Genomic DNA, 23,173 nt, shown 5'->3' with positions numbered 1-23,173 from the left:
AGCCGATCGGAGCTTCATCGTGTCGGATCGCAAAGTACTCCTCAACAAATGCAGTCGTCGGTTGCGGCTCATCGTCTTTCGCGACGAAGAAGAGAAGGAGTATTTCCTGATTACCAATTGCTTTGAGGTCCCCGCAGTGGAAATTGCACAGATGTATAAGTATCGCTGGCTCATCGAACTGTTCTTCAAATGGATCAAGCAGCACTTGCGGATGGTGAAGGTGTTTAGCTACTCACCACAGGGCATCTGGAATCAGTTGTACTTGGTGCTCATTGCATTTGCGCTCTGCACGCTCGTTCGCCTTCAGACCGCGACCTCAAAGACTGCATGGGAGGTCCTTAAGCTGATACGCATCTATGCCCATTATCCGTGGGCGGCGTTACTACAGGCGCTAGAACGAAAACCGTCGCGCACCTCTAAAGGCAGGCAGCGCTTGCCGGCTCCCCGTGAGCCGCAACCGGTTCAAAAGAAAGTTATCGTGCGATAGGTCGAACTGCATATTTCCATTAAAAGGAAAACTGTGCCACTTCTCCACGGACATTCTCCTTTTTGAATCTAAGACCGAAACAAACCTGTAAATATATTTCATTAATTACCAAAATAGTAATTGGACCATAATTTCAACTTTTCATGTCAGGTTGTTTGCATGGCTAGTGTGAATAAGGTCGTCTGTGTCCGTTACATTTTGCAATCCTCCGTTTTTTCGCAAATAACGGCTCTGGTGTCCCTTAGCCCCCTCCAGGTCCCTCTTCTCCTCCCCTCTCCATCGTTTAAAAATACGGCGGCGGCAATCGAGCCGTCCGTATTTTTAGACGCAACTGAGCGCACGACGTTCCGGCTTGAAGCAGACGAAATACGCAGCGCCTCGGGGCGGATGACTTTGCTGAAATGGGCCAACGAATAATAAGCCAGCGTTAGTCTGCTGCGAATTTTTGTCCAAGCTAAGAAATACCACTTGCATTTCCTTGAGCGATACCATATAATCAATTTTGCACGCTAAAATTGCGATTTGCGCCCGTGGTCCAATGGATATGACGTAGGCCTCCGGAGCCTGAGATCGAGGTTCGATTCCTCGCGGGCGCGCCATACTTAACCGACAGCTAAATAACCAAACGCTGAGTTCCAACGCCTGAATGACTGTATCAATGACATTGGGCTTTTTTTATCCTCTGAGTTTGACTATCTTTGACTTTTGCTAATAAATTGTTTATGATGAGGTTATAATCGATCGTTTCCGTCAATTCTGATGATTGATCGAACCGATTTTAAAGCAATCTCATCCCAAGCGAGAAGCTGCCGTGCAAGCGATCCGGGTGAAGTGGCCCATACATACGCCGGAAGCCGGATAACTGCCCGCAGCCACTCCAAATTTAAGGAGGTTTTATCGGTGAGTTATATTCCTATGGTCGTTGAACAAAGCAACCGCGGCGAACGCGCCTACGACATTTATTCCCGACTGCTGAAGGACCGGATCATTTTCCTGGGCTCGCAAGTCAACGACGTCGTAGCCAACTCCATCATCGCTCAAATGCTGTTCCTGGATGCGGAAGATCCGACGAAAGACATCTCCCTCTACATCAACAGCCCCGGCGGATCTATTACCGCAGGCATGGCCATTTTCGATACGATGCAGTTCATCAAAGCGGACGTCTCCACGATTTGCGTCGGCCTTGCCGCTTCCATGGGCGCGTTCCTGCTGAACGCCGGCGCTCCCGGCAAACGCTACGCCCTGCCGAACAGCGAGATTATGATCCACCAGCCGCTTGGCGGTGCGGAAGGCCAGGCAACGGACATTGAAATCCGCGCCCGCCGCATTCTGAAAATGCGCGACAAGCTGAACCACATTCTCGCGGAGCGCACCGGCCAGCCGCTGGAACGGATCGAAAAAGACACCGACCGCGACTACTTCATGAGCGCTCTCGAGGCCAAAGAATACGGCCTGGTTGACCAAGTCATCGAAAAAGTAAATCCGGCGAAAGCTTAAAGCCGGTTCTGAGGTGAAGGCTGCCCCAACGACAGGACACTGTTCGTAGGGCAGCCTTTTTTGTTATGATTAGGCTTAAGAGCTGGCTATATAAGTTGAAATAGAGAAATGTGGGAGTTAGGCAAGAGTGTGAAATGATTCTGAAGAAACGGCAGTGGTCGCCTTTGTGACCGGATTTCTACCTTGTATGAATCTGCTTAATCATAGAAATCTGGGAGCAACAGCGATCGTAAGAACATTTCGCACGGCTGCCCTTATCCACACAATCAATAGTTCAACTTAGAATAGTAATATCAAAGAGAAAAGGAGTGAACCGGGGAATGAAACCTGCTGCAAGAAATAAGCTGTATGAAGTCAGCCGGGTTTTGGCGGAAGTGGCCATCGGGAAAAAGAAAGCCGATTTGGTCGTCAAAAACGGCACTTTAGTTAATGTATACACCGGGGAGTTGCTGCCGCATACGGATGTCGCCGTGGCCCAGGGACGTATCGCCTACGTCGGGGACGCCGGGCATACGATCGGCGAGGAAACGGCCGTGATCGACGCCGCGGGACGTTACATCGCCCCAGGTTTGCTGGACGGTCATATGCACGTGGAAAGTACGATGCTGTCGGTGACCGAGTTTGCCAAGGCCGCTTTGGCCAAAGGGACGACCGGCGTGTTTATGGATCCGCACGAGATCGCCAACGTGTTCGGAGCCGAAGGCGTGCGCTGGATGCACGAGGAAGGCCAGGGGCTGCCGCTGAAGGTGTTCACCACGTTCCCGTCCTGCGTACCGGCCACCGACCACCTGGAAGACGCCGGGGCGGCGCTGGAAGCCAAGGACATCGCCGAAGGCATGACCTGGGACGGTGTGGAGGGGCTGGGCGAAGTGATGAACTTCCCCGGCGTCGTGTACGGGGATGCGAAAATGAGCGGAGAGATCCGGGCGACGATGGAAGCGGGCAAAACGGTCACAGGCCATTTCCCCAGTGAAGATGAGCGCATGCTGCAAGCGTATATCGCCTCCGGCGTCACCTCCGACCACGAGACGGTCACGCGGGAGCAGGGGCTGCTGAAGCTGCGCCTCGGCATGCATCTGATGATCCGCGAGGGCTCCGCCTGGCACGATGTGAAGGAAGTGATCAAGGTGGTGACCGAAGATCATGCGGATACGGCGAACATCATGCTGGTCACCGATGATGTGTACCCGCAGACGCTGATCGAAAAAGGCCACATGAACCATGTCGTGCGCCGCGCGATCGAGGAAGGCGTGGAGCCAGTGACCGCGATTCAAATGGGCACGATCAACACGGCCCGTTATTTCAAGGTGGACGGCGACGTGGGCGGCATCGCTCCGGGAAAATGCGCCGACCTGCTGCTGATCGGCGATCTAACACGGATGGAGCCGTCCACCGTGATTGCGGACGGAACCGTCGTTTACGATAGCGGCGAGCTGCGCGTGCCTTTCCCGGCGTATCCGTATCCGGAGCGCGCGCGCAATTCGGTGCATTTGGCCCGTCCTTTGGAGCCCGGCGATTTCTTGCTGGCCAGCCAAAGCGGGAAGGCCGAGACGAAAGTTCATGTCGTCGACGTGATCGAAAACAGCGCGCGGACGCAAAAAGGAACCGCCAGCCTGAAGGTGGCGGACGGTTTCATTCAGCCCGATCTGGCGCAGGATGTCCTTACGCTGGCCTGCATCGACCGCCATCACGGCTCCGGCGATATTTCGCTGGCGTTTGCCCGCGGGTTTGGGCTGAAGCGGGGCGCCGTCGCCTCCACGGTGGCGCATGACAGCCACAACCTGCTCGTGATGGGCGCAAACGCGGAAGACATGGCCTTCGCCGCGAACGAGCTGGCCAAGCTGGGCGGCGGCATGATCGCCGTGCAGGACGGGCAAGTGCTGGCCGCCGTGCCGATGGCGATCGCCGGCCTGATGTCCGATCAGCCGCTGGAAACGGTGGCCGCGCAGGTCAAGCAGCTGGAGGCCGCCTGGCAGCAGCTCGGGTGCACGCTGAACGCGCCATTCATGACGTTTTCGCTGATCGCCCTGCCGGTCATTCCCGAGCTCCGCATCACCAACCGCGGACTCGCGGACGTGAATGAATTCCGGCTGATCCCGGTGGAAATCGTATAAACCAATGCGGACGGCCACCCCGGCCGTCCGCATGTTTAAATCTCCTTCCTTCTCCGTTCTTCTACTCCGGAAAAGCAAAATACCGTTTGGCATTATCATGGCAAATATCGGTCACCATGGTGCCGAGCAGCTCGAAATCCTTCGGCGCTTCGCCTCGCTCCACCCACTCGCCGAGCACATCGCAGAGCAAACGGCGGAAGTACTCATGCCGCGTATAGGACAGGAAGCTGCGCGAATCGGTCAGCATGCCGATGAACTGCGCCAGCACGCCGAGATTGGCCAGCGTCTTCATCTGCTCGAGCATCCCATCCTTGTTGTCGTTGAACCACCAGGCCGTGCCAAACTGGATTTTGCCGGGAACACCGTTGCCCTGGAAGCAGCCCATAATGCTGGCGAGCGCCGGATAATCGTTTGGGTTCAGCGAATACAAAATCGTCTTCGGCAGTGCCCCGTCACGCTCCAGCGCGTTCAGCAAGCCGGCCAGCGCGGCGGCGACGGGACCGTCGTTGATCGCATCATACCCGGTATCCGGTCCGAGCCGTTTGAGCATCGCGCTGTTTGTGTTGCGCAGCGCATGGATATGCAGCTGCATCGCCCAGCCCCGCTCGGCGTACTCCTTGCCCAGGAAACGCATCGTGAAGGACTTGTACTTCCGTTCTTCCGCCGGAGTGACGCTGCCCTTCTTGAGCGCCTTGTCGAAAATGGCCTCCACTTCACTCAGCCTCGTCTCCTGGTACTCGATCGTGTCCAAGGCATGGTCAGACACGCGTCCTCCCGCTTCATGGAAAAACTCAATCCGCTCCCGCAAGACGTCCAGCAGCGCGCTATAGCTGGCGATCGGCTTGCCCGCCGCCGCTTCCAGCTTGGCAAGCCACGGTTTGAACGTGTCGCGGTTAATCTCCAAAAATTTATCCGGCCGGAAGCTCGGCAGCACCTTCGTGTCGAAATCCTCCAGCTCTTTGATTTTAAAATGATATTCCAGCGAATCCGCCGGGTCGTCGGTGGTGCATACGACGGTTACCTTCGATTTCTTGATCAGATCCCGTGCGCCAAACCCTTCACCCTGCAGCAGGGCGTTAACCCGCTCCCAAATCGCCGGCGCCGTGCGTTCGTTCAGCAGCTCATCAATGCCGAAAAACCGCTGCAGCTCCAGATGCGTCCAATGATACAGCGGATTTCCGAGCAGCCGCGGCACCACTTTCGCCCACGCGAGAAACTTGTCGTAATCGTCCGCCCCGCCGGTGATCAACTCCTCGTCAACGCCGCAGGCGCGCATCACCCGCCACTTGTAATGGTCGCCGCCCAGCCAAGCCTCGGTAATGTTGCGGAATTTCTTGTTCTCGTAAATCTCCTGCGGGCTCAGATGGCAGTGATAGTCGATGATCGGCAGTTCCTTGGCGTATTGATGATACAACTCCTTCGCCGTATCGCTGTTCAGCAAAAAATTTTTCCCCAAAAACGTCTTCGCCATTTCCCCGTGCTCCCTTCGGTTTTCAACCTGATAGATTTCATAATATAAAATGGATGTTAACGTTAACATGAGTAGTTGATTTTATTGTAATCGTTTTATTCCGAAACGCAAGAACAAACTCTCCCAGGACCGTTCAAACGGATATGCCCCGCCATAAGAAAAACGCCTGACGGCGTCCTTTTTATTCTAGCTCTATTAATGGCCCTTACTTCTACTTTGGAGCGATTGGAGGCTCTTCCTAAACTTTGGACACTGCTCTAACGGACACCAGCGACCTTATCCGCCCATTTCCCGGGTATTTCCCAGCCTAACGGACACCAACGCCCCTATTTCGCTCTAAACCAGTTCTTCCAGGGCCATTTGAGGTAAATAAGGTCTTCCGTGTCCGTTACATTTTGCAAACCTCCGTTTTTTCGAAAATAACGGCTCTGGTGTCCCTTAGCCCCCACGTCCCTCTTCTCCCCCCCCTCTCTACCACCGCATCGCCCTCTACCATGCCCGGAATTAAAAAAAGAACAGCGCCACGGTCCCCGCCTCGGGAAATCCATGACACTGTTCCTATGTGTTCCTATGTTAACCGTTACTCGCGGCCGCTCTTCAATTCCGTCCAGTAGCGGTCGTAAACCTGCAGCTTGTCACCCACATCGCCGAGCCACTCGGTGCGGGACAACTCATCGTTGGTCAAATTGATCATCTTGTCGTTCATATATTCCTGGCTGTGGAATTCCGCCGCTTTCGTGTTCGGGTCGCTGTAGCCGATCGCTTCGTAGTTTTTCGCGCTGACTTTCGGATCCAGCATGAAATTGATGAATTTCTCAGCCAGCTCCTTGTGCTGGGAGTCCTTCGGAATCGCGTAGTTGTCCGACCAGATCGTACCGCCTTCCTTCGGCACCACGTAAGCGACATCCGGATTGTCCTTGGCGATGTAGGAAGCGTCCCCGGACCATACCGTCGCGATCCAGCCTTCCTCCTGAATCATCTTTTGCTTGATGTTGTCGGTATCGAAGGCCAATACGCTCGGCAGCAGCTTTTTCAGCTCATCGACAGCCGCAGTGATTTCCGTTTCATTGGTCGAGCTGTTAGAGTAACCGAGCTTTTTCAGCGCCATGCCGATAACTTCACGGTTGTCATCCAGCAGGATCACCTTGCCCGCGTATTTGGGGTTCCACAGGTCTTCCCAGCTGTTGATTTCGTCTTTCACATATTTCTTATTGTAAGCGATCCCCGTTACGCCGGAAGTATACACGATCGAGTATTTATTCCCGGAATCGAATGACGGATTCTTGTAGGCGTCGGATACGTTCGCGAAATTCGGGATGTTATCCATGTTCAGCGGAGCCAGCAGGTCCTGCTTGATCATTGTGGACACCATATAGTCGGAAGGCTGAATCAAATCGTAGCCGCCCCCGCCGGCTTTGATCTTGGCCAGCAGGTCCTCATTGTTGGCGAACACGTCGTAATTGATCTTCACGTTGTATTCCTTCTCGAATTGCGCCAGCACTTCCTCATCGAAGTTGTCCGCCCAGCTGTAAATGTTCAGTGTCTCCTTAGACGAGCCGCCGCCGCAACCGGCCAGCAGCCCCACCATCATCGTTACCGCCAGCAGCAAGCCGGCCCATTTCATTTTTTTCAATTCTCAGTCTCCTTTCTCCTTCTTTCATCATGTTATTGTTGCTGCATTACTTTTTGCCCAAGATTCCCCGGAAAAGCTTCCCGGAAATCTAACGGTTGAAACAGCGGCTATTTTCCGAAAATAGACCTTTTCTAAATCGTAACGGTTGTGAGCGGCGTTATTGTCCTGAATCTAAGCAAAATAGCCAGATTTAAGGGAAATAAGCGCCAGGGCAACCGTTACAATCTGAAATCAACGTTTTTGGAACAAATAATGCTTGTGGCAACCGTTAGAATATTGTTGTGGTTAGAAAATGTATCTCCAATGTCGTGACTACGCCCTTAGCGACATCTCGCCTCCAAAGTTCGCCGGGGCAAAATGTGTCCGCACCAGCAAGCCCCTTTGTCCAGTGACATCAGCCAGCATCTCCAGCGCTTCCTAAAACGGCAGCACCGACTGCTTTTTTTGCCCCTTGCCGCGGTTCAGCGCAAATTGAGCCAGGAAGATCAGCGTTACCGTAACCAGAATCAAAATCGTACAAAGCGCGTTAATTTCCGGGGAAATACCCCGTTTCACCTGGCCATAGATATAAATCGGCAACGTTGTCGAATTCGGTCCGCTGACAAAAAAGCTAACCATAAAGTCGTCCAGCGACAGCGTAAAAGCGATAAGCGCTCCAGAGACAATGCCCGGCAAAATTTGCGGCAGGGTCACGTGGCGGAACGTTTGCCAGGTTCCGGCGCCCAAATCCTGCGCCGCTTCCTCCAATTGGCCGCCCATGCCGGACAACCGGGTCGAGACGACGACGTAAACATATGACAAGCTGAACGTAATGTGTGCGATCATAATCGTTATTTTGCCCAGCGGCATATGAAGCTGAGTAAACAGCACCAGCAAGGACAAACCCATAATAATATCCGGGACGATAATCGGCATATACAGCAGCCCGCCCATACCGGCCTTGGTCCTTCTGCCGACCTTACGCATCGCCAGCGCGGCCATTGTGCCCAGCAGCGTGGAAACGATCGTGGAAACGACCGCTACGGTCAAACTGTTGCTGAGCGCCTCCATCACATGCCGATTATCGAACAGGGACACGTACCAATCGAACGTAAACCCGCTCCAATCCGCGGCCAGCCTGGAGCTGTTAAACGAATAGGCGACAATAAACGCGATCGGCACATAAATGAAAATCATCATGATTAGGGAATGGATGCCCAGCAGCGGATGGCTTTTCGTCTTCATGAGCCCACCTCCCGCACGGTCTGATACCGTGAAGTCATCGCCCGGTTAAACAGCGCAATCAGAATCAGCGAGGTGATGACGAAAATCACCGACAGCGCCGAGCCGAACGGCCAGTTGCGCGCCCCGAGGAACTGGCTTTGAATGATGTTGCTGATCATCGCCGACTTCGCGCCGCCCAGAATATCCGTGACGACGAACATGCCGGTCGTCGAAACATAGACCAGCACCGATCCGGTCATAATTCCCGATTTCGTCTGCGGCAGCGTAATATGCCAAAACGCCCGCCAACGCGAAGCGCCCAAATCACTGGCGGCTTCAAGCAGCTTCTTATCCATCTGCTCCAGGGAAACGTAAATCGGCAGCACCATAAACGGAATAAACGTGTATACCATGCCGAGCAGCACCGCGCCCCGCGTATATAGCATCTGCAGCGGTTCGGCTATCAAGCCGAAGTCCAGCAGCAGTTCATTGACAACCCCTTGGGTACGAAGCAGCAGCACCCAGGCGTAAGTGCGGATCAGGAAATTGATCCAAAAAGGCACCGTAATCAGCACCAGTCCCCAAGTTTGCATGCGCGGACCGGCGTTGGCAATATAATAGGCCAGCGGATAGCTCAGCAGCAGACAGAAGACGGTCGTCAGCACGGACAAGACGATCGTATCCCAATAAATCCCCAAATAAAGCGGATCGAAAAACATGGCGTAGGCGTCGAATTTGAAGTCCAGCACCACATTGCCCAAACTGTCGCGGCCCATGAAGGAAATGCCTACGACGATCAGCATCGGAACCACCAGAAACAGGCTCAGCCACAGCAGAACCGGGAGCAGGCTCAGGCTCGATTTTTTCATGACCCGATGATCACCTCGTCCTCCGGCTTCCAATCCACCCCGATTTGCTCGCCGACTTGATAAGGATGGTCATCCGCCGCGTCCAGCACGATCGAAACGGTCATCGGCTCGTTATCCAGCTGGACGATCAATTTATGAACGCTCCCCAAATAAAGCACATCCTGCACTTCTCCGTTTCTTTTGGCGCTGGCGATGCCGTTGCCGCAGACGGTCCGGAGTTTCTCCGGCCGCACCGCAAACAGCCGCCCATCCAGCGAAAAGATATTGTTTTCGCCGACAAAAGTAGCGGCGAACAGCGTTGCCGGCGAAGCGTAAATTTCCCGCGGCGTGCCGATTTGCTCCACTCGGCCGCTGTTCATGATGACGATCCGGTCGGACATCATCATCGCTTCCTCCTGATCGTGCGTTACATACACGAACGTAATACCCAGGCTGCGCTGCAATTGCTTCAGCTCGGCCTGCAGGCTTTTGCGCAGCTGCAGATCCAGCGCTCCAAGCGGCTCGTCCAGCAGCAAAACGCGGGGCTTGTTGGCGATCGCCCGGGCGATTGCCACCCGCTGCTGCTGCCCGCCGGACAACTGGTGCGGGTAACGTTTGACGAGTGCGGTCAACTGCGTCATCTCCACCGCCTCTTGAATGCGTTCCTTCTGCTGCTTAGCCGGCATTTTTTTCATTTTCAAACCAAATGCAATATTCTCCTCTACCGTCATATGCGGGAACAAAGCGTAATGCTGGAACACAAGGTTCAAATCCCGGCGGTTGGGAGGCAGATTCGTCAGGTCGGTCCCATCCAGCAGGATTTTTCCCGACGTCGGATGTTCAAAACCCGCTATCATGCGTAAAATCGTCGTCTTGCCGCAGCCGCTCGGGCCCAGCAAGGTCAGGAATTCCCCTTCCTTTATGGTGAGCGATAGCGGATGCACGACAACCTGACCCGCAAAGTGTTTTTCCACCGCAGCCAGTTCAATCATCGATGCATCAACTCCTTTAGTCATTCTGTCATGGGAAAAACGCCCCACAGCGTGCTCCCATAGGAGGTAAAACCGCGTTTAGCGGCACTTTTCTTATGATAAAAAGACGTCGGCAACTTCGAAGCTTACACTTATATTTATCTTAAGAAAAAAAAGCCATATCCATTGGTATGGCTTCATCAGGTTCACCGATTCATTTTTTGCATATTCACTATACCTTGTTTTGGCGCGGGTTACAACACTTTTCTGGGGATTTTACAACGAGGGGGTATAAGTCGATTATTGACGGTTAACGTTGGCGTCAGGAGCTTTGTCCGCTACAAGATTCAAGACGACATTATGTTCAAGAAACGCCTTAAGCCCGCAGAGCACAATTGTGTACCCTCCTATATCGCCAATAGCTCTATTTACGATATCATCTCCGGTTCCTGTATACCCTGAGTTTGTGATCGTAACAAAGGTTTGGTCATCTGTTCGGGGAGTAAATATCCACTCGGTTTCGGTGCTGTCGGACCATTTGATTCTAATTCGTTTATTTTTCTCGAGTTCTTCTACATAAATGTCATCCGAAACACCATACATCTCCCAATCCCATCTGACATGACTACCCGTTTCTAATCTGCCGCTGCTTTTGGTGAACCAGAATTTTGTGGTGATTGCAGGGTTGGCAAAAGCTTCAAAAACCTCTTCAACAGGTCTTCTAATAAGCATTTCTGCCTTAACAACGGGTATATGATTCAGAGTTGTCATCTTGGCTGCTCCTTTCGTTGTTCTAATATCTCTTTTACTATAACATTTCCGTTTAAATTTACGGTAAACAAAGAAGGAGCAACCAACATATTCTAATCGATGAATCCAACCCAAAGATGAGGGTTCCCCGGTCCGTCGAATCTCTCACACAATAGCCCCTTGCACCTGCAACTGCTCCCGGAGCAGCGCTGCATCCACTTCCGCCGCGGTGATCCCCGCCTTGCAAGCAAGGGCTGCCGCCGTGCCCGCTGCCTCTCCCGTAGCCATGCAGCTTGGCGTCAAGCGCGTGGTCGCCAGCGCTTCGTGCGTGGTGGATATGCAGCGTCCCGCCGCGAGCAGATTCACCGGCCCTTGGGCCACCAGGCAGCGGTAAGGAATGCTGTAAGAGCCGTCATTATCGATGGTGGCCGCCATAACCCCTTTGCCTGACGGATCATGGAGGTCAACCGGATAGCCGCTCTTGGCAATGCCGTCCTCGAATTGCCGTCCCGCCACCACATCCTCCATCGTTAACCGATACAGACCGTCGATCCGGCGCGATTCCCTGATGCCGATTTGGGGCGCGACCGAAGAAATGGAGGCCGCGGCGAACCCGGGCACCCGAGCTTTCAAAAATTCCGCCATCATCAGCACCTGCCTGCGCCCTTCCTCCTCCGCCAAGGTCAGTTCCTCGACATCGGTCGCGCTTAAGCCTTGAACCCGTGTGCAGTTGATCAGCACCTCATCCTTCTCCGGCCCGATAAAAAACAGAACCTGATCGCGGTTGATCGGCACCCCGGCAGCCTTCCACTCCTTATAAAAGCCGGAAACCCCCGTGAGCGGAATACGTCCCATCTCCAGTTCGGCAAATGGCGTCTTATGGTAAAAGTTTTCGGGATCGGCCAGCATCGCCTTCCGAATCGCCTCCACATCAACGCCCCGCATCCGGAACTTCATCGTCATCGGCTGCGACAGCCCGTCGCCCTCGCGCCCCTGAAGCGTCGGCGCTCCCGCCAGATAGGCGACATCCGCGTCTCCGGACGCATCGACGAACATCGCCCCGTCTACCTTGATCCGCCCCGATTTTCCGGTAAGGGTCACGGACCGGATGTATTCGCCCTCTCGCTCCACCTCGTCGACAAAACTGTGCGAGACAAGCTTCACCCCCGCTTCGCGCAGCATATCAACGGCCAGTACCTTATATATCTCTGGATGGTACGGCGTTAACGTATGCACGAAACCGACGGTATCGCGCAGATGGCCGGGCGAGCCGCCGCGCTCCATCAGGCGTTCCACAATCTCCTGGGCGATGCCGCCAATGACCCGTTCCCCGCGCTGCGTGTGGAAGGTCATCCAAGGATAAACCCCGGCGGCCGTAGACATCCCGCCAACGAACCCGTACCGTTCGATCAGGATGACGCTGGCCCCCTGCCTCCCCGCAGCGATGGCGGCGGCGATGCCCGCCGGCCCCGCTCCAGTAACCACTACGTCCGCTTCCATCATCCGAGTCCTGCTATCCATCTCTATTTGCCTCCCTGTAGTCGTTTTTAGTATACGGAACCGGCCTCCCCGAGCTATTCCTTCAGCCCCGTCATCGACACCCCTTCAATAAACTGCTTCTGCGCGAAAAAGAACACGATCAGCAGCGGCAAGGTCGCCATGACCGAAGCGCTCATCAGCAGATGCCACGACGTCCCCGACTCGTCGGTAAACAGCGATAACGCCAGCGGCAAGGTCATCAGCTTGCGGTCATTGATAAAAATCAGCGGATCAAAAAAATCGTTCCAGCTCGTCAAAAATGTGAAAATGACCAGCGTGGCGATCGCAGGCTTCGCCAAGGGCAGCATGATCGTAGAATAAATCCGCAGCCGCGAGCAGCCGTCAATCATCGCCGCCTCCTCCAGCTCTTTCGGAATCCCCAGAAAAAACTGGCGCATCACAAACACCCCAAACACGCCGCCCGCGCCAAACACAGGCAAAATAATTAACGGCAAATGCGTATTGATCCACCCCAGCTCCCGCATAAACAGAAACATCGGAATGGCGATGACCTCGTTCGGAATCATCATCGTGCTGAGCAGCAGCAGAAACACCAGGCTTCTCCCCCAAAAAGGAATCCGGGCGAAAGAATATCCGGCCATCGAGGAGAAAAGCACGGTTCCCGCCGTGACCAGAAGGGCGATATACACGCTGTTGCCATAAAACAGATGGAACGGGATCGTCTCCAGCACCTCGGCATAATTCGCCCAGCGTACCGGGGACGGTATCAGCTGCGGCGGAAATACAAACACGTCAGCCGGCTGCTTAAGCGAAGTGGAAACCATCCAGACGAACGGGGTCATCATCACCACCGACACGGCGAGCAGCAGCACATAATGGAATAGGTTCCCGCCTGCCGCGCTATTTTTTTTGGCGAATAGACTAGCTTTCATTCAGAACCCACCTTTTTCTCATCTGCCATTGTACCAGCGTAAGCAGCAGGGTAATGACAAACAGCACATAAGCCAGCGCCGAAGCATATCCGAACTCGAACAGCTTAAAGGCTCTTTCCCATATCGTGTAGACCAGCACCTTGGTGCTGCCGGACGGTCCCCCTTGCGTCATGACGTAAATTTGTCCGAACACCTTAAGCGAACCGATAATCGTCATCATCATGGTCAAAAAAATCGTCGGCGTGATCATCGGTACGGTAATCCGGAAAAAGATCCGCATTCTCCCGGCCCCGTCGATCCTAGCGGCCTCGTAGAGCTGGGCCGGAACCTGCTGCAGCGCGGCAATGAACAGCACCATATTCAGGCCGACATTTTTCAGGAGACTGGTCACGATAACCACGGGCATGGCAAGCCGGGTATCGTACAGCCAGGCCGGTCCGGTAATGCCGATCATGCTCAGCAGTTGGTTAATGAATCCGGAATCCGTCGCAAACATGTATTTCCAAACAATCGACCAGACCACCAGCGAAGTCATGACCGGAATAAAGATCAAGGTCCGGAAAAAGCCCGCCCCGCGTATATTTTTCGATAGCGGAAGCGCAAGCAGCAAGGCCAAAATAATGTTCAGCGGCACAAGCCCGGCGGCAAAGTAAAGCGTATTGCCCAACACCCGCCAAAATTCCGCGTCCCCCGCGATAGCGCGGTAGTTCTCGAACCCGATGAAGTTAGCCTCGCCCAACAACGGCCAATCGGTAAAGCTCATATAAAGCGCCATAATTAACGGGACAAACAGCAGCAGGACGAACCCCAGCACCATCGGCAGCACAAACAGCCAGCCCGCCAAATTGTCCCCCCGGTTTAAAGACCCGGCCTTCCTTGCCTTCCTCTCCTTCCTTCCGAACGGACGGCCGGGCCTTTCCGGTTTTATCGTTTCAAGTGTCGTCATGTCGCTTTTCCTCCTGTTTTTCGGAGCCTCGTGCATAGCAGCCGCAGTATGAGCGCCCTCTACAGCCGATCAATCGCATTTCGCAAAGCGGCAATTTCCCGGCGAATTCCTTCCGCTTCATTGCCCGTAACCACCGCTCCGACCAACAGCACCTTTACGCCGCTATCGGCCAAGGCTGGGATATCCTCCGGGCCTATTTTACGCTGGGTCGGCACAATGACCGGCAAACCGGTGTGTGCCGCGAGCCAGCGGTAATGGAGCAGATCGGAAAGGGTCAGCCTGGTTCCATATTCATTGCCGGGAACGATGGAAGCCTCAAGCGCGCTCACACCAAAAGCCCGGCCCCCTTCCACGATGCTCCGGTCGAACCCGCTGTCGATCGCAAACGTTTTTGCCAACCCCGGAGCCCGCAGCAGAAAAGAGGGATGGTGAAAGGCGTAGATCGAGTAAAAGTCAATGCCAAGCTCCGGGAGCCGGGTTATCTCCTCCGGGTTTACCTCTTCCACCGACCCTCCGGGGACGATCCCGAAGGGCCCGTCAAAGTGGGAGCGGATTTCCTTGAAGATGCCGGCATAGCTGTCCAGCGCGCCGAAGCGATTGCCGCTGGCCCGGTGCCCCACGTTGATATGCACTTTCAGACCATCGGCCCCCGCGGCCAACGCCGCCTCCGCAAGCTTGATATCGTTGGCCGGGAGGCTGACGAACAGCTGCAGCCCCGGCTTTCCGTTTAATGCTTTATCCAAACGATTCATGCCCGTTCCCCCTATGCTCAAAAACTGCCTTTATTTGCTCAGCAGGGCATCCACCTTGCTTTTTACCTCATCCTGAATTTGCTGCGGCTCGCTCCGCCCGGCAAACAGCGCGTCAAAGCCCGTCAAAATCTCCGTGTCGATGTTTTGCCAGCGGATATGCCCCGGCTGCACGACCGCTTTAGGCATCTCGTCGATGACCGCCTGCTTAATGTGCCCGGCGTCCGGATTGCCCTCCACGTTCAGGAACTCCTCCGAGTTCAGCACTGATTGGCGCGGCGGTACGAAGAAAGCCGAAGTTTTCTGCACGCCCTCTTTGCCGGCCAGGAATTTCAGCAGCTCCTTGGCTTCTTCCGGATGTTTTCCGTCTTTAAACAGCACATAGCCGGCCTGACCCATCATCGGAACGCTGCCCTTGGAGCCCGATGGCATTGGCGCAATGCTCCATTGGAAATTTTGAATCTCTCTGGCCTTGGAAACAAAGCTATAGTTGTCGAAAATCATGCCGATTTGCCCGGATTCAAAATTAACCTGCTCTCCCGCCTTCGGATGCGAGCCGTCCGTGAACATCATGCGCTTCAGCATCTCCAAGGTGGCAACCCCGTATTGGTCGTTCCAGGTGTATTCCGTCATCTCCGGATTAAACGGCCCGCTTCCGTTTGACCAGGAATACGAAGCAAGGATAATCCATGTCTTCCAATCGCGGAAAAAGTTAGCCCCGTAAACGTTCGGCGAGGCAGCGCTCGTCTTGATCGCTTTTGCGGCTTCTTCAAACTTCTCCCACGTCCATTCTCCTTTTTCCGCAAGCTCGTTTGGCGTACTTAAGCCCGCTTGCTTGAACAAATCTTCGTTATAGAACACCACGCTGGGCGGAGTGGAAAACGGCAACCCGTACAGCTTGCCGTCCTGACGGAACAGTTCAAGCGTCGAAGGGATAATGTCAGCGCTGTCAAAAGCCTCATCCTGAACGATATCCGAGACATCGGCCAGAATGTCGTTAGCCATAAATTGCGGCACCATCCGCTCCGATACCCAGGCAATGTCGGGCAGTTCCCGGCCTGCCGCCAGCACGGACATTTTTTGCTGGTAGTCCGCAAACGGGATTGTGTCGATTTGCACCTCAATATTCGGATGCTGCTGCGTAAAAGTGTCGGTCAGCCCTTTGTACAGCTCAAGCTGCGCCGGATTTCCCCAAGTCGCAAATTTCAACAGCACCTTCTCGCCGCCAGCGCTTCCGGGCTCTTCAGCCGTGTTATTCGGCTGTTCTTGTCCGGCGCAGCCGATCAGCCCCACCCCAAGTGTCAATGTCAACAAACCGGTCAACCATTTTTTCATATACCGCTTCCCCCTCTGCATGGTTCATATTCGTATTCAAGTTCTAAGGTTAATTATATTGACATGTGAACATATAAAAAATCACTAAACCTTCAGAAAAGGTACGATATTTTTAGGTTATTTAGGTTTTTGCCCATAAAAAAAAGAACTACATAACACAATATGTTACGTAGTCTTACATTCCTTTCTGTTCCCGATAGGTTCCGGGCGTCATTCCGGTATGCTGTTTAAACACTAACATAAAATGCTTCGGGCTCTGATATCCAGATAAACGGGCAATGTCGTAAACCTTAAGTTTCGTTGTCTCCAGCAGTTTGCAAGCGCGCCGGATGCGCGTTTCGGCGATATAATCGGACAAATTCCCGCCTTCCTCTTGCTTAAAAAGCTGGCTAAGATAAGAGGGATTCAGATGCACCCGCTCCGCCAACGTCTGCAGGCGCAAATCACCGTCGGGGTGTTCGGCGATATAGGTCTTCAGCTTGCGGATAATCCTGCGCCCCTCGCTGGATGGCGGCCCCCCGTCCGCCTGGCTTTCCGGTGCAGCTCCACCCGCATCTCCATTTGAAGGATTCAAGGTTAGCCGAATCTTGTCCAAAGCAGCCGCAAAATCCTTACGGTCTATGGGCTTCAGCAGGTAATCGGCGATTCCGAATTGCAGCGCTTTTTTCGCATACACAAAATCTCCGTAGCCGCTGACAATGACAATCGGCATCCCCTGGCCCGCAGCCCGCAGCTTCTCCACCATCTGCAGCCCGTCCATCTCCCGCATCCGGATATCCGTAATAATGGCATCCACCACATTGCGTTCCAGGTAGGCCAACGCTTCCTTGCCGTGGGCAGCTTCGCATACGACCTCAAAATCGGGGGCCGCGCGGCCGATCAAATCGCGGATCCCTTTACGGATAATATCCTCGTCCTCCACCAACATGAGCTTGATCATTTGATGCCGACCTCCTGCTCCTTTTGTGTCACGAATGGCAGTGTTACGGTAAAAGCCGTACCTTGCCCCAAGCTTCCATCAATTTCGAGATCGCAGTCGCTGCCGTAAATCAACAGCAAGCGTTGTTTAATATTTCTAAGCGCCACTCCATGACCGCGCATTGGCAGCGCCGGCATGTTTGCTGCGTCATCTGCGGCTGCCTCCTCCAATGAACCCCGAAGAGCCGCCAGCTCCTCCTCCGACATGCCCCGCCCGTCATCGCTGACGGTCAGCAGCACCACATCCTCAAAGCGTGCCGCAGTTACGTAAACCGTCCCCCCTTGCTCACGGTCTGCGATCCCGTGCATAATCGCATTTTCAATCAGCGGCTGCAGCAGCAGTTTCGGGACCAGGCACTCCTCCAGCCCTTCTTCGATATCAAACATGGCCCGCAGCCTGGAACCATGGCGCATTTTTTGGATGCGAATATAGGATTCGGCTGTCTCAAGCTCCTCGCCAAGCCGAATCAGGCTTAGGTCCTGCTCCACCGCGCTGCGGATCAGCCTGCCCAAAGCCGTGGCCATTTCCGAGACGTCCTCATTACCACGCTGCCGGGCAAGCATGCTGATCGACTCCAGCGTATTATAAATAAAATGGGGATGGATCTGGCTTTGCAAGGCAGCCAATTCCGCCTCTCTTTCTCTCATGCCAAGCACGTATACTTCATGAACAAGCCGGTCGATTTCTTCCACCATGCGGTTGAAACCGGAGCCAAGCCGGCCGATTTCATTCTCGGTTACCGCCGGCACGCTCTGTTTGAAATCGCCGAGCTCCACAAGCCGCATTTTCCTGACCAGCGTTCCAAGAGGTTTGGTTAGACGATAAGAGAAATAGGTGGCAAAGGCCCCGGCCAAAACAAGGCAGACGATACCGGCCAGAAGCGTAAAATTGCGAAGTTCCTTCGTCTCCACTAGCATGGACGCTACTGGAATATAACTGACGATATTGATATCGGAATATTTTGAATAGTTGGAGACGACCAAATACTCGTTCCCCTCCATATGCAGGAGCTGGCTGGCCGTTTCCGAACGTCCGGAAAGCTCGCGGATGCGATCCGGCAGCAACTTGGCCGTCTCCGTGTCTTTCTCCGCAGGCGCCGTGTAGAACAGTTCTTCCCGGCTATTTTGTACCACGATCCCGCCGTTTTCCTCCATCCGGGCATTATCGACAAGCTGCTTGAACAGCGTCTGCTTCAAATCGATTTTGACTAACCCAAGCGTCCGATTTGTATTAGGCTCACGGATCAGTCGGGCTACGGAAAAATAACTTTGATTGCCATCCAGATAGTAGGAGGGCCGATGTGGCGGAAGCAGCACCCAGGCGCCCCTCGCTTCCTCGACTCTGGAGTACCAAGGCTGCTGTTCCACATCCGTGTATGCAGCAATCGCGCTCGGCGCCAGGCTGGAGAAAGTATAGCCATTTCCCGCAAAAATCTGGATGCTGTCGATTTCCGGCCTGTCGAAGGTCATGCTGGCGATATAAAGCTGCATTTTGGAGCGCTCCTCCACCGTGGGCTGCTGATGCAGACTGTCCTCCCCCCTGTACTTGCGCAAGATGGACAACACCCCCGAATCGTATACAGGCATTAACGTTAATCTCTGCATCTCCATCAGCGTCCGGTCTAAATTCCGGTTGATCTGGTCTACCAATTGCGCGGTATAATCAGAGGTCCTCCGTTCAATGGAGCTGGAGAAATCCACGTAGGTCGCCACGCCCTGCAAGCTAAGCGGAATCGAAATGAGCAGCAGAAAGATCAGCAAAATTTTAGCGCGAAGACTCCAAGATTTAAGCGGTTTCAACCGGATGAACACGCCCCACAACACCCCTTCCGCCGGTCCTGTTCATTTTCATTCCATTGTACAGGAACATGGTGGGGATGACTATGGGATGCTTTATTAGAGTGCTGTAAGAGCTGATACCGCCCAGGCTAGAATCTCTCAAATTAAAGCCGCACATTTTATCATCTCTTTTATTGATTTCTCCATGCAAAAAAAGCTCACTCCTAACTCATAATCTTAATTGGAATAAGCTTTTGAAAGTTTATCAAGTATGTTTGTCAAGTTTTTAAATGGAGCTTCTGCATAATGCTTATGGATCAATATATCCCTCAAGCAATTCAATAATACGATCTTGATTGCAGCGTTCCGCCAAAGTAATTGCATCCATATTTTTCATGAATTCATTTGTATATTTTACGTTAGCATCTATTCCATATTCCAACAACATCTTAGATACATCATAATTACCTTTACGAATAGCAGTAAAAAGCGGATTTAATTTGGGAGTACTCACATCAATCATAATATTATGGGTTAACAACAGTCTAACAATTTCAATTTCAATTTCAATTTCATTTTCAGATTCAGCAACTGCATTATTTAACTCAATTCCACTGAACTTATTTAAATCGGACCCTAATAAAATTAAATCTTTTACCAATTCTACATTTCTTGATTTAATTGCAACATTTAATAATGATCCGTCCTTTGTAATTATGTTACAAAAAGCAGAATAATCATAAATTAATTTTCTATCATTATTTAAGACACCGTTCCTTAGTTTTTCAGAGATAACCACTATATCATCTGGTTCCCCCCATAAACAATCAATATTGTAACGTTTCTCATATGTTTCATACTCGTTCGATCCTGGCTTGGGTCCATTAATTACGGCACTTATAAATTCTTCTGGAGGGCAATAGTTATGATCAATTACATAATGAAGGATCATGCTGGGGGCTGCAAATTTCTGTTTACCATCTTCAGTGATTACTCGAATTTCAGATGATCCTAATGCAGTGAAGTCAGTTGAGTTTGATTTTATGGGAACCATTCTTATTTCGTTAAAAGGATTTTTTACGTACAAACACAAGTTTTCAATAAATTCACTTGATACATTCCCTTTACAATAATCATTTGCTTTATTTATTCATCCAATGTTTTGTGCATTTTCAAAATGATGAAGAGAATAAAAGGTGAAATCTCTGTAATACTCAGCCATCTATAACACTCCGGTTATAATTTTGATCAACTACACTATTTCTTTGTCGCCCAGGTTTATAATGCCACACTTCTCTCTGTGCTGCCCCCTTACACTCACATTCAACAGTTTTTTGAAAAAAAGAACGAAAACCCTTTATGATGGTTGGACTATCATTTTCTAGCTCTCCGTTGACCAATACAGCTTCTCCAATTAACTCATTCTTCTTGCAAAACCATCCGTAGCCCCTTATTTGGTTCTTTTGATTAAAAGATACGGAAATCCAATAACCATTTAATGATTCGGGCCAATATATTGGTTTTATATCATTAATCGCAAGCAATTCAACTTTACAAGAACTACTGACAGGAATAAATACTTCTCCGTCCATAGCATTGGATGCTGATTCATCTAAAGTAGCTGGTATGACATCCGAGAGATAAAAAGCATCCTTAGATTCAGGGGCTGGTTTTATGTGTCCACCAAAATTTAAAACGCGGACTCTTGCGCCACTTTTCATCCCAATATAACAGTTAATTTCTAGTCTTTCTTTATCCAAAGGAATAATAGTTGCTGGGATAACTTTATTACCACGCATTCTACAAGGACGTAATGAATGCTCTAGCAAAATAAACACTTGCATCCCTCCTCTACTTGTACATTTTAGTTAGCTAAGCATTTACTCATTGTCAAGAATATAATCTAGCTCGTCTAGCTTATGTTCATAAATAAATCTTTGAATTTCCAAAATCAAACTTTCAGTATCAATTTTATTGTCAAATAAATAACCTTTTCTTCCGGCAACCTCTTCAATTTGTGTTGGCATATCCCAATATTCCATATCATCTTCAAATTGCATTAAGCTTAGCATTGTCCAAATATTTTTTCCTTGCTTTTCAATAAATACAATATTATTCTCTTCATCATAATTTTGTACTATTATGTCGATCAAATTACTCATCTACTTCACCTTCCAATAAAAAAGGAGGTTTATAACCCCCTAGCGTTAAGCTGATACATACTCTATCTTCACAAGATATCCCATATGAAGTTAAATTTCCTTGAAACATAAGTTTTTTACCATAAAGACAACATCAGCACTTCCTTTTTTTCACAAAAATATTTGACTGCTTTATACAACATATTACGTTCTGCCTCTGTTGTTTTTTCTTAATAGTAGCCGTGAATTCTCAACTATAGTTTGATTGCTCCAAAATCTTATTAATACGCTCGGTTAGTTGCTTTTTTTCTACTTGAAGAAGTTGATCTTTTGTATCGTTAATATTGAAACTTTTTATTTCTGCAAGAATTTCCTCTGGAATTATAAAAAAATGCGATATGAGTAGCTCTCCCAAAGTTGTATATACAATCATTTTTTCGCTGAGAGTATTATTGCAATCACGATTAAACCGACTAAATATATCTCTTATAATTTGTTCTACATTCATATCATTACGTTTAATATCTAAAAAATATCGATTCACCTCTTCTACTAATTCTTCATAATACCATCTTGCTAAACGACAAGTATCTAGCGGCATTCTGTTAATTTTTTCTATAACATCATTGAATTTAGACTGTAATTCATCATATTGCTCTACAGTGAGCTTCTGCTCTTGCTTAATTGTCATAAAATCTATACTATTTAACTTTTCTAATAGATTATCCCTTGTATTAACCAACACTCTTGATTGTTCGGAAACAATTAGTTGACCATAAAAAATAAGAATAATGGCTTTCTCAGTTTCACTACGATACATTAAGCCCTCAAAGTCATACAAAGTTCTTGCAATTGCTTCTACCGTACTTAGTTTATCTTCATTTTTGTAATCATCATAACATTCATTGATCTCGGTAATGTAGTCTTCATACAACATCTTCATCATTTATCCTCCATTGGCTCAATCAATTTTCTGCTATACCCGGTCCTCCAATTTATAAAGCAAAGAAAGCTACAGTGAGCCAATTTCATATGGAAATAAATATTGATCCCAGTAACTGCCCTCCGCTAAAGCTTCAGGCTCAATTAAAACAAACTTTTCCTTCATTCTAGAAACTGCTGCCATCATTTCTTTTTCTTCGTACGCTTTTACTTTATAAAACTCTGAACGGCAAATTTGCTCAAAAATAATATAATTACGAATAGATAAATTAATGTATACTACATTACTACCATCAAGAACAACAAACTCATCCGTCTCACATTTAATACAATAATAGTCACTTATATCTTTTTGCTCCCCAACAATAATATACTTTTCATTGTTTATAATTTTTTCATCAAAATTTGTACTATCATAGAAATATCTATTTATTCCGTTATTTCCCAATATTTCCTCATTAGGTAAACCTACATCTGTTAGAAATGATATAGTTTCGTTAGAAAGGCCAAACTTTTGAAGGCTATTTTCCTCATATTTTATAAGGTTTTCTTCCCAGAATTCTCTGATAACTTGATTAGATACCAACATTTTATACTACCTCATTTTTTCGTGTTTTATGTGAAAAATGCTGCGTCCCTCACCTTATTTTCTCTTGTTTAATCAACGGGAATTTGCATTTTGTAATCACAATAAGAAAACTATAGAAAAACAGGTCAATCAATGGTGGTATTCTAACCATTATCGACCTGTTCAATGCAATTCAATTTCATCATTCAGAGCTAAGATTAAAGCATTTGATGTACGTACAAACAAAATGACGAAATCTAATACGGGTGTTACATGGGTTAAGTATGCTATTTGTTAAAAGATGGACTCATTCGGTAATGAGTAGCCCT

22 protein-coding genes and 1 tRNA gene are annotated in these 23,173 nt (G+C 50.5%); 5 read left to right on the top strand and 18 right to left on the bottom strand.

Features of this window, described 5'->3' with window-relative positions; translation table 11 throughout:
• From ACLD72_RS30250 to ade, 5 genes are all read left to right on the top strand, one after another.
• A partial coding sequence (locus tag ACLD72_RS30250; RefSeq protein WP_458476486.1) for a transposase occupies positions 1 to 487 on the top strand: 487 nt, incomplete at its 5' end.
• 159 nt (positions 488 to 646) lie between these two features.
• Positions 647 to 904, top strand: coding sequence for a hypothetical protein (locus ACLD72_RS30245; protein ID WP_411002861.1), 258 nt, complete (start codon positions 647 to 649; stop codon positions 902 to 904).
• A gap of 107 nt (positions 905 to 1,011) precedes the next feature.
• A tRNA-Arg gene (locus ACLD72_RS30240) sits at positions 1,012 to 1,086 on the top strand.
• Positions 1,087 to 1,387: 301 nt separating this feature from the next.
• Entirely contained in the window at positions 1,388 to 1,984 is a 597-nt protein-coding gene (gene clpP / locus ACLD72_RS30235; RefSeq protein ID WP_128631053.1) for an ATP-dependent Clp endopeptidase proteolytic subunit ClpP, read from the top strand.
• Positions 1,985 to 2,304: 320 nt separating this feature from the next.
• Positions 2,305 to 4,098 carry an adenine deaminase gene (ade, locus tag ACLD72_RS30230; protein WP_411002860.1) on the top strand — a complete coding sequence of 598 codons (1,794 nt, stop codon included), beginning with the start codon at positions 2,305 to 2,307 and terminating at the stop codon, positions 4,096 to 4,098.
• Positions 4,099 to 4,159: 61 nt separating this feature from the next.
• On the opposite strand, the gene uxaC is transcribed toward ade, so the two are convergent.
• From uxaC to ACLD72_RS30140, 18 genes are all read right to left on the bottom strand, one after another.
• The gene (gene uxaC, locus ACLD72_RS30225; protein ID WP_411002859.1) at positions 4,160 to 5,569 is read right to left on the bottom strand and encodes a glucuronate isomerase; all 1,410 of its coding nucleotides are present in this window, start codon (positions 5,567 to 5,569) and stop codon (positions 4,160 to 4,162) included.
• A 580-nt stretch (positions 5,570 to 6,149) separates the two neighbouring features.
• Positions 6,150 to 7,202: an ABC transporter substrate-binding protein gene (locus ACLD72_RS30220; protein ID WP_458476485.1), complete on the bottom strand. Its 1,053-nt coding sequence runs from the start codon at positions 7,200 to 7,202 to the stop codon at positions 6,150 to 6,152.
• Between the two features lie 417 nt (positions 7,203 to 7,619).
• Positions 7,620 to 8,426 (bottom strand): ABC transporter permease, encoded by an 807-nt coding sequence (locus ACLD72_RS30215; protein ID WP_411002858.1) that lies wholly within the window; start codon positions 8,424 to 8,426, stop codon positions 7,620 to 7,622.
• Positions 8,423 to 9,274, bottom strand: a complete 852-nt coding sequence (locus ACLD72_RS30210) for an ABC transporter permease (protein ID WP_411002857.1) — start codon at positions 9,272 to 9,274, stop codon at positions 8,423 to 8,425. Before ACLD72_RS30210 ends, ACLD72_RS30215 begins: the two co-directional genes overlap by 4 nt.
• Positions 9,271 to 10,245 (bottom strand): ABC transporter ATP-binding protein, encoded by a 975-nt coding sequence (locus ACLD72_RS30205; RefSeq protein ID WP_411002856.1) that lies wholly within the window; start codon positions 10,243 to 10,245, stop codon positions 9,271 to 9,273. Before ACLD72_RS30205 ends, ACLD72_RS30210 begins: the two co-directional genes overlap by 4 nt.
• Positions 10,246 to 10,524: 279 nt before the next feature.
• Positions 10,525 to 10,995 (bottom strand): SRPBCC family protein, encoded by a 471-nt coding sequence (locus ACLD72_RS30200; RefSeq protein WP_411002855.1) that lies wholly within the window; start codon positions 10,993 to 10,995, stop codon positions 10,525 to 10,527.
• Positions 10,996 to 11,139: 144 nt separating this feature from the next.
• Positions 11,140 to 12,495, bottom strand: a complete 1,356-nt coding sequence (locus tag ACLD72_RS30195; RefSeq protein WP_411002854.1) for an FAD-dependent oxidoreductase — start codon at positions 12,493 to 12,495, stop codon at positions 11,140 to 11,142.
• A gap of 53 nt (positions 12,496 to 12,548) precedes the next feature.
• Positions 12,549 to 13,406, bottom strand: coding sequence for a carbohydrate ABC transporter permease (locus ACLD72_RS30190; protein WP_411002853.1), 858 nt, complete (start codon positions 13,404 to 13,406; stop codon positions 12,549 to 12,551).
• Complete coding sequence (locus ACLD72_RS30185; RefSeq protein WP_411002852.1) at positions 13,396 to 14,352, bottom strand: carbohydrate ABC transporter permease; 957 nt, start codon at positions 14,350 to 14,352, stop codon at positions 13,396 to 13,398. Before ACLD72_RS30185 ends, ACLD72_RS30190 begins: the two co-directional genes overlap by 11 nt.
• A 59-nt stretch (positions 14,353 to 14,411) precedes the next feature.
• A complete protein-coding gene (locus tag ACLD72_RS30180) occupies positions 14,412 to 15,104 on the bottom strand; it encodes a hypothetical protein (RefSeq protein WP_458476484.1) in 693 nt (230 codons plus the stop codon).
• 30 nt (positions 15,105 to 15,134) lie between these two features.
• Positions 15,135 to 16,436, bottom strand: a complete 1,302-nt coding sequence (locus ACLD72_RS30175; RefSeq protein ID WP_411002850.1) for an ABC transporter substrate-binding protein — start codon at positions 16,434 to 16,436, stop codon at positions 15,135 to 15,137.
• Positions 16,437 to 16,611: 175 nt separating this feature from the next.
• Entirely contained in the window at positions 16,612 to 17,376 is a 765-nt protein-coding gene (locus ACLD72_RS30170; protein WP_411002849.1) for a response regulator, read from the bottom strand.
• Positions 17,373 to 19,214 (bottom strand): cache domain-containing sensor histidine kinase, encoded by a 1,842-nt coding sequence (locus ACLD72_RS30165; protein ID WP_458476483.1) that lies wholly within the window; start codon positions 19,212 to 19,214, stop codon positions 17,373 to 17,375. The genes ACLD72_RS30170 and ACLD72_RS30165 overlap by 4 nt, the downstream gene beginning before the upstream one ends.
• Positions 19,215 to 19,503: 289 nt before the next feature.
• A complete protein-coding gene (locus tag ACLD72_RS30160) occupies positions 19,504 to 20,343 on the bottom strand; it encodes an ankyrin repeat domain-containing protein (protein WP_458476487.1) in 840 nt (279 codons plus the stop codon).
• Positions 20,344 to 20,407: 64 nt separating this feature from the next.
• Positions 20,408 to 21,031, bottom strand: a complete 624-nt coding sequence (locus ACLD72_RS30155; RefSeq protein ID WP_411002845.1) for a hypothetical protein — start codon at positions 21,029 to 21,031, stop codon at positions 20,408 to 20,410.
• 42 nt (positions 21,032 to 21,073) lie between these two features.
• Positions 21,074 to 21,355: a hypothetical protein gene (locus ACLD72_RS30150; protein WP_411002844.1), complete on the bottom strand. Its 282-nt coding sequence runs from the start codon at positions 21,353 to 21,355 to the stop codon at positions 21,074 to 21,076.
• 229 nt (positions 21,356 to 21,584) lie between these two features.
• The gene (locus ACLD72_RS30145; RefSeq protein WP_458476482.1) at positions 21,585 to 22,277 is read right to left on the bottom strand and encodes an Imm3 family immunity protein; all 693 of its coding nucleotides are present in this window, start codon (positions 22,275 to 22,277) and stop codon (positions 21,585 to 21,587) included.
• A 69-nt stretch (positions 22,278 to 22,346) separates the two neighbouring features.
• Positions 22,347 to 22,865, bottom strand: coding sequence for an SUKH-4 family immunity protein (locus tag ACLD72_RS30140; protein WP_411002842.1), 519 nt, complete (start codon positions 22,863 to 22,865; stop codon positions 22,347 to 22,349).
• Positions 22,866 to 23,173: the final 308 nt, after the last annotated feature.

The organism is Paenibacillus lacisediminis (assembly GCF_046567315.2).
This window is presented reverse-complemented; position numbering and strand designations above follow the sequence as displayed.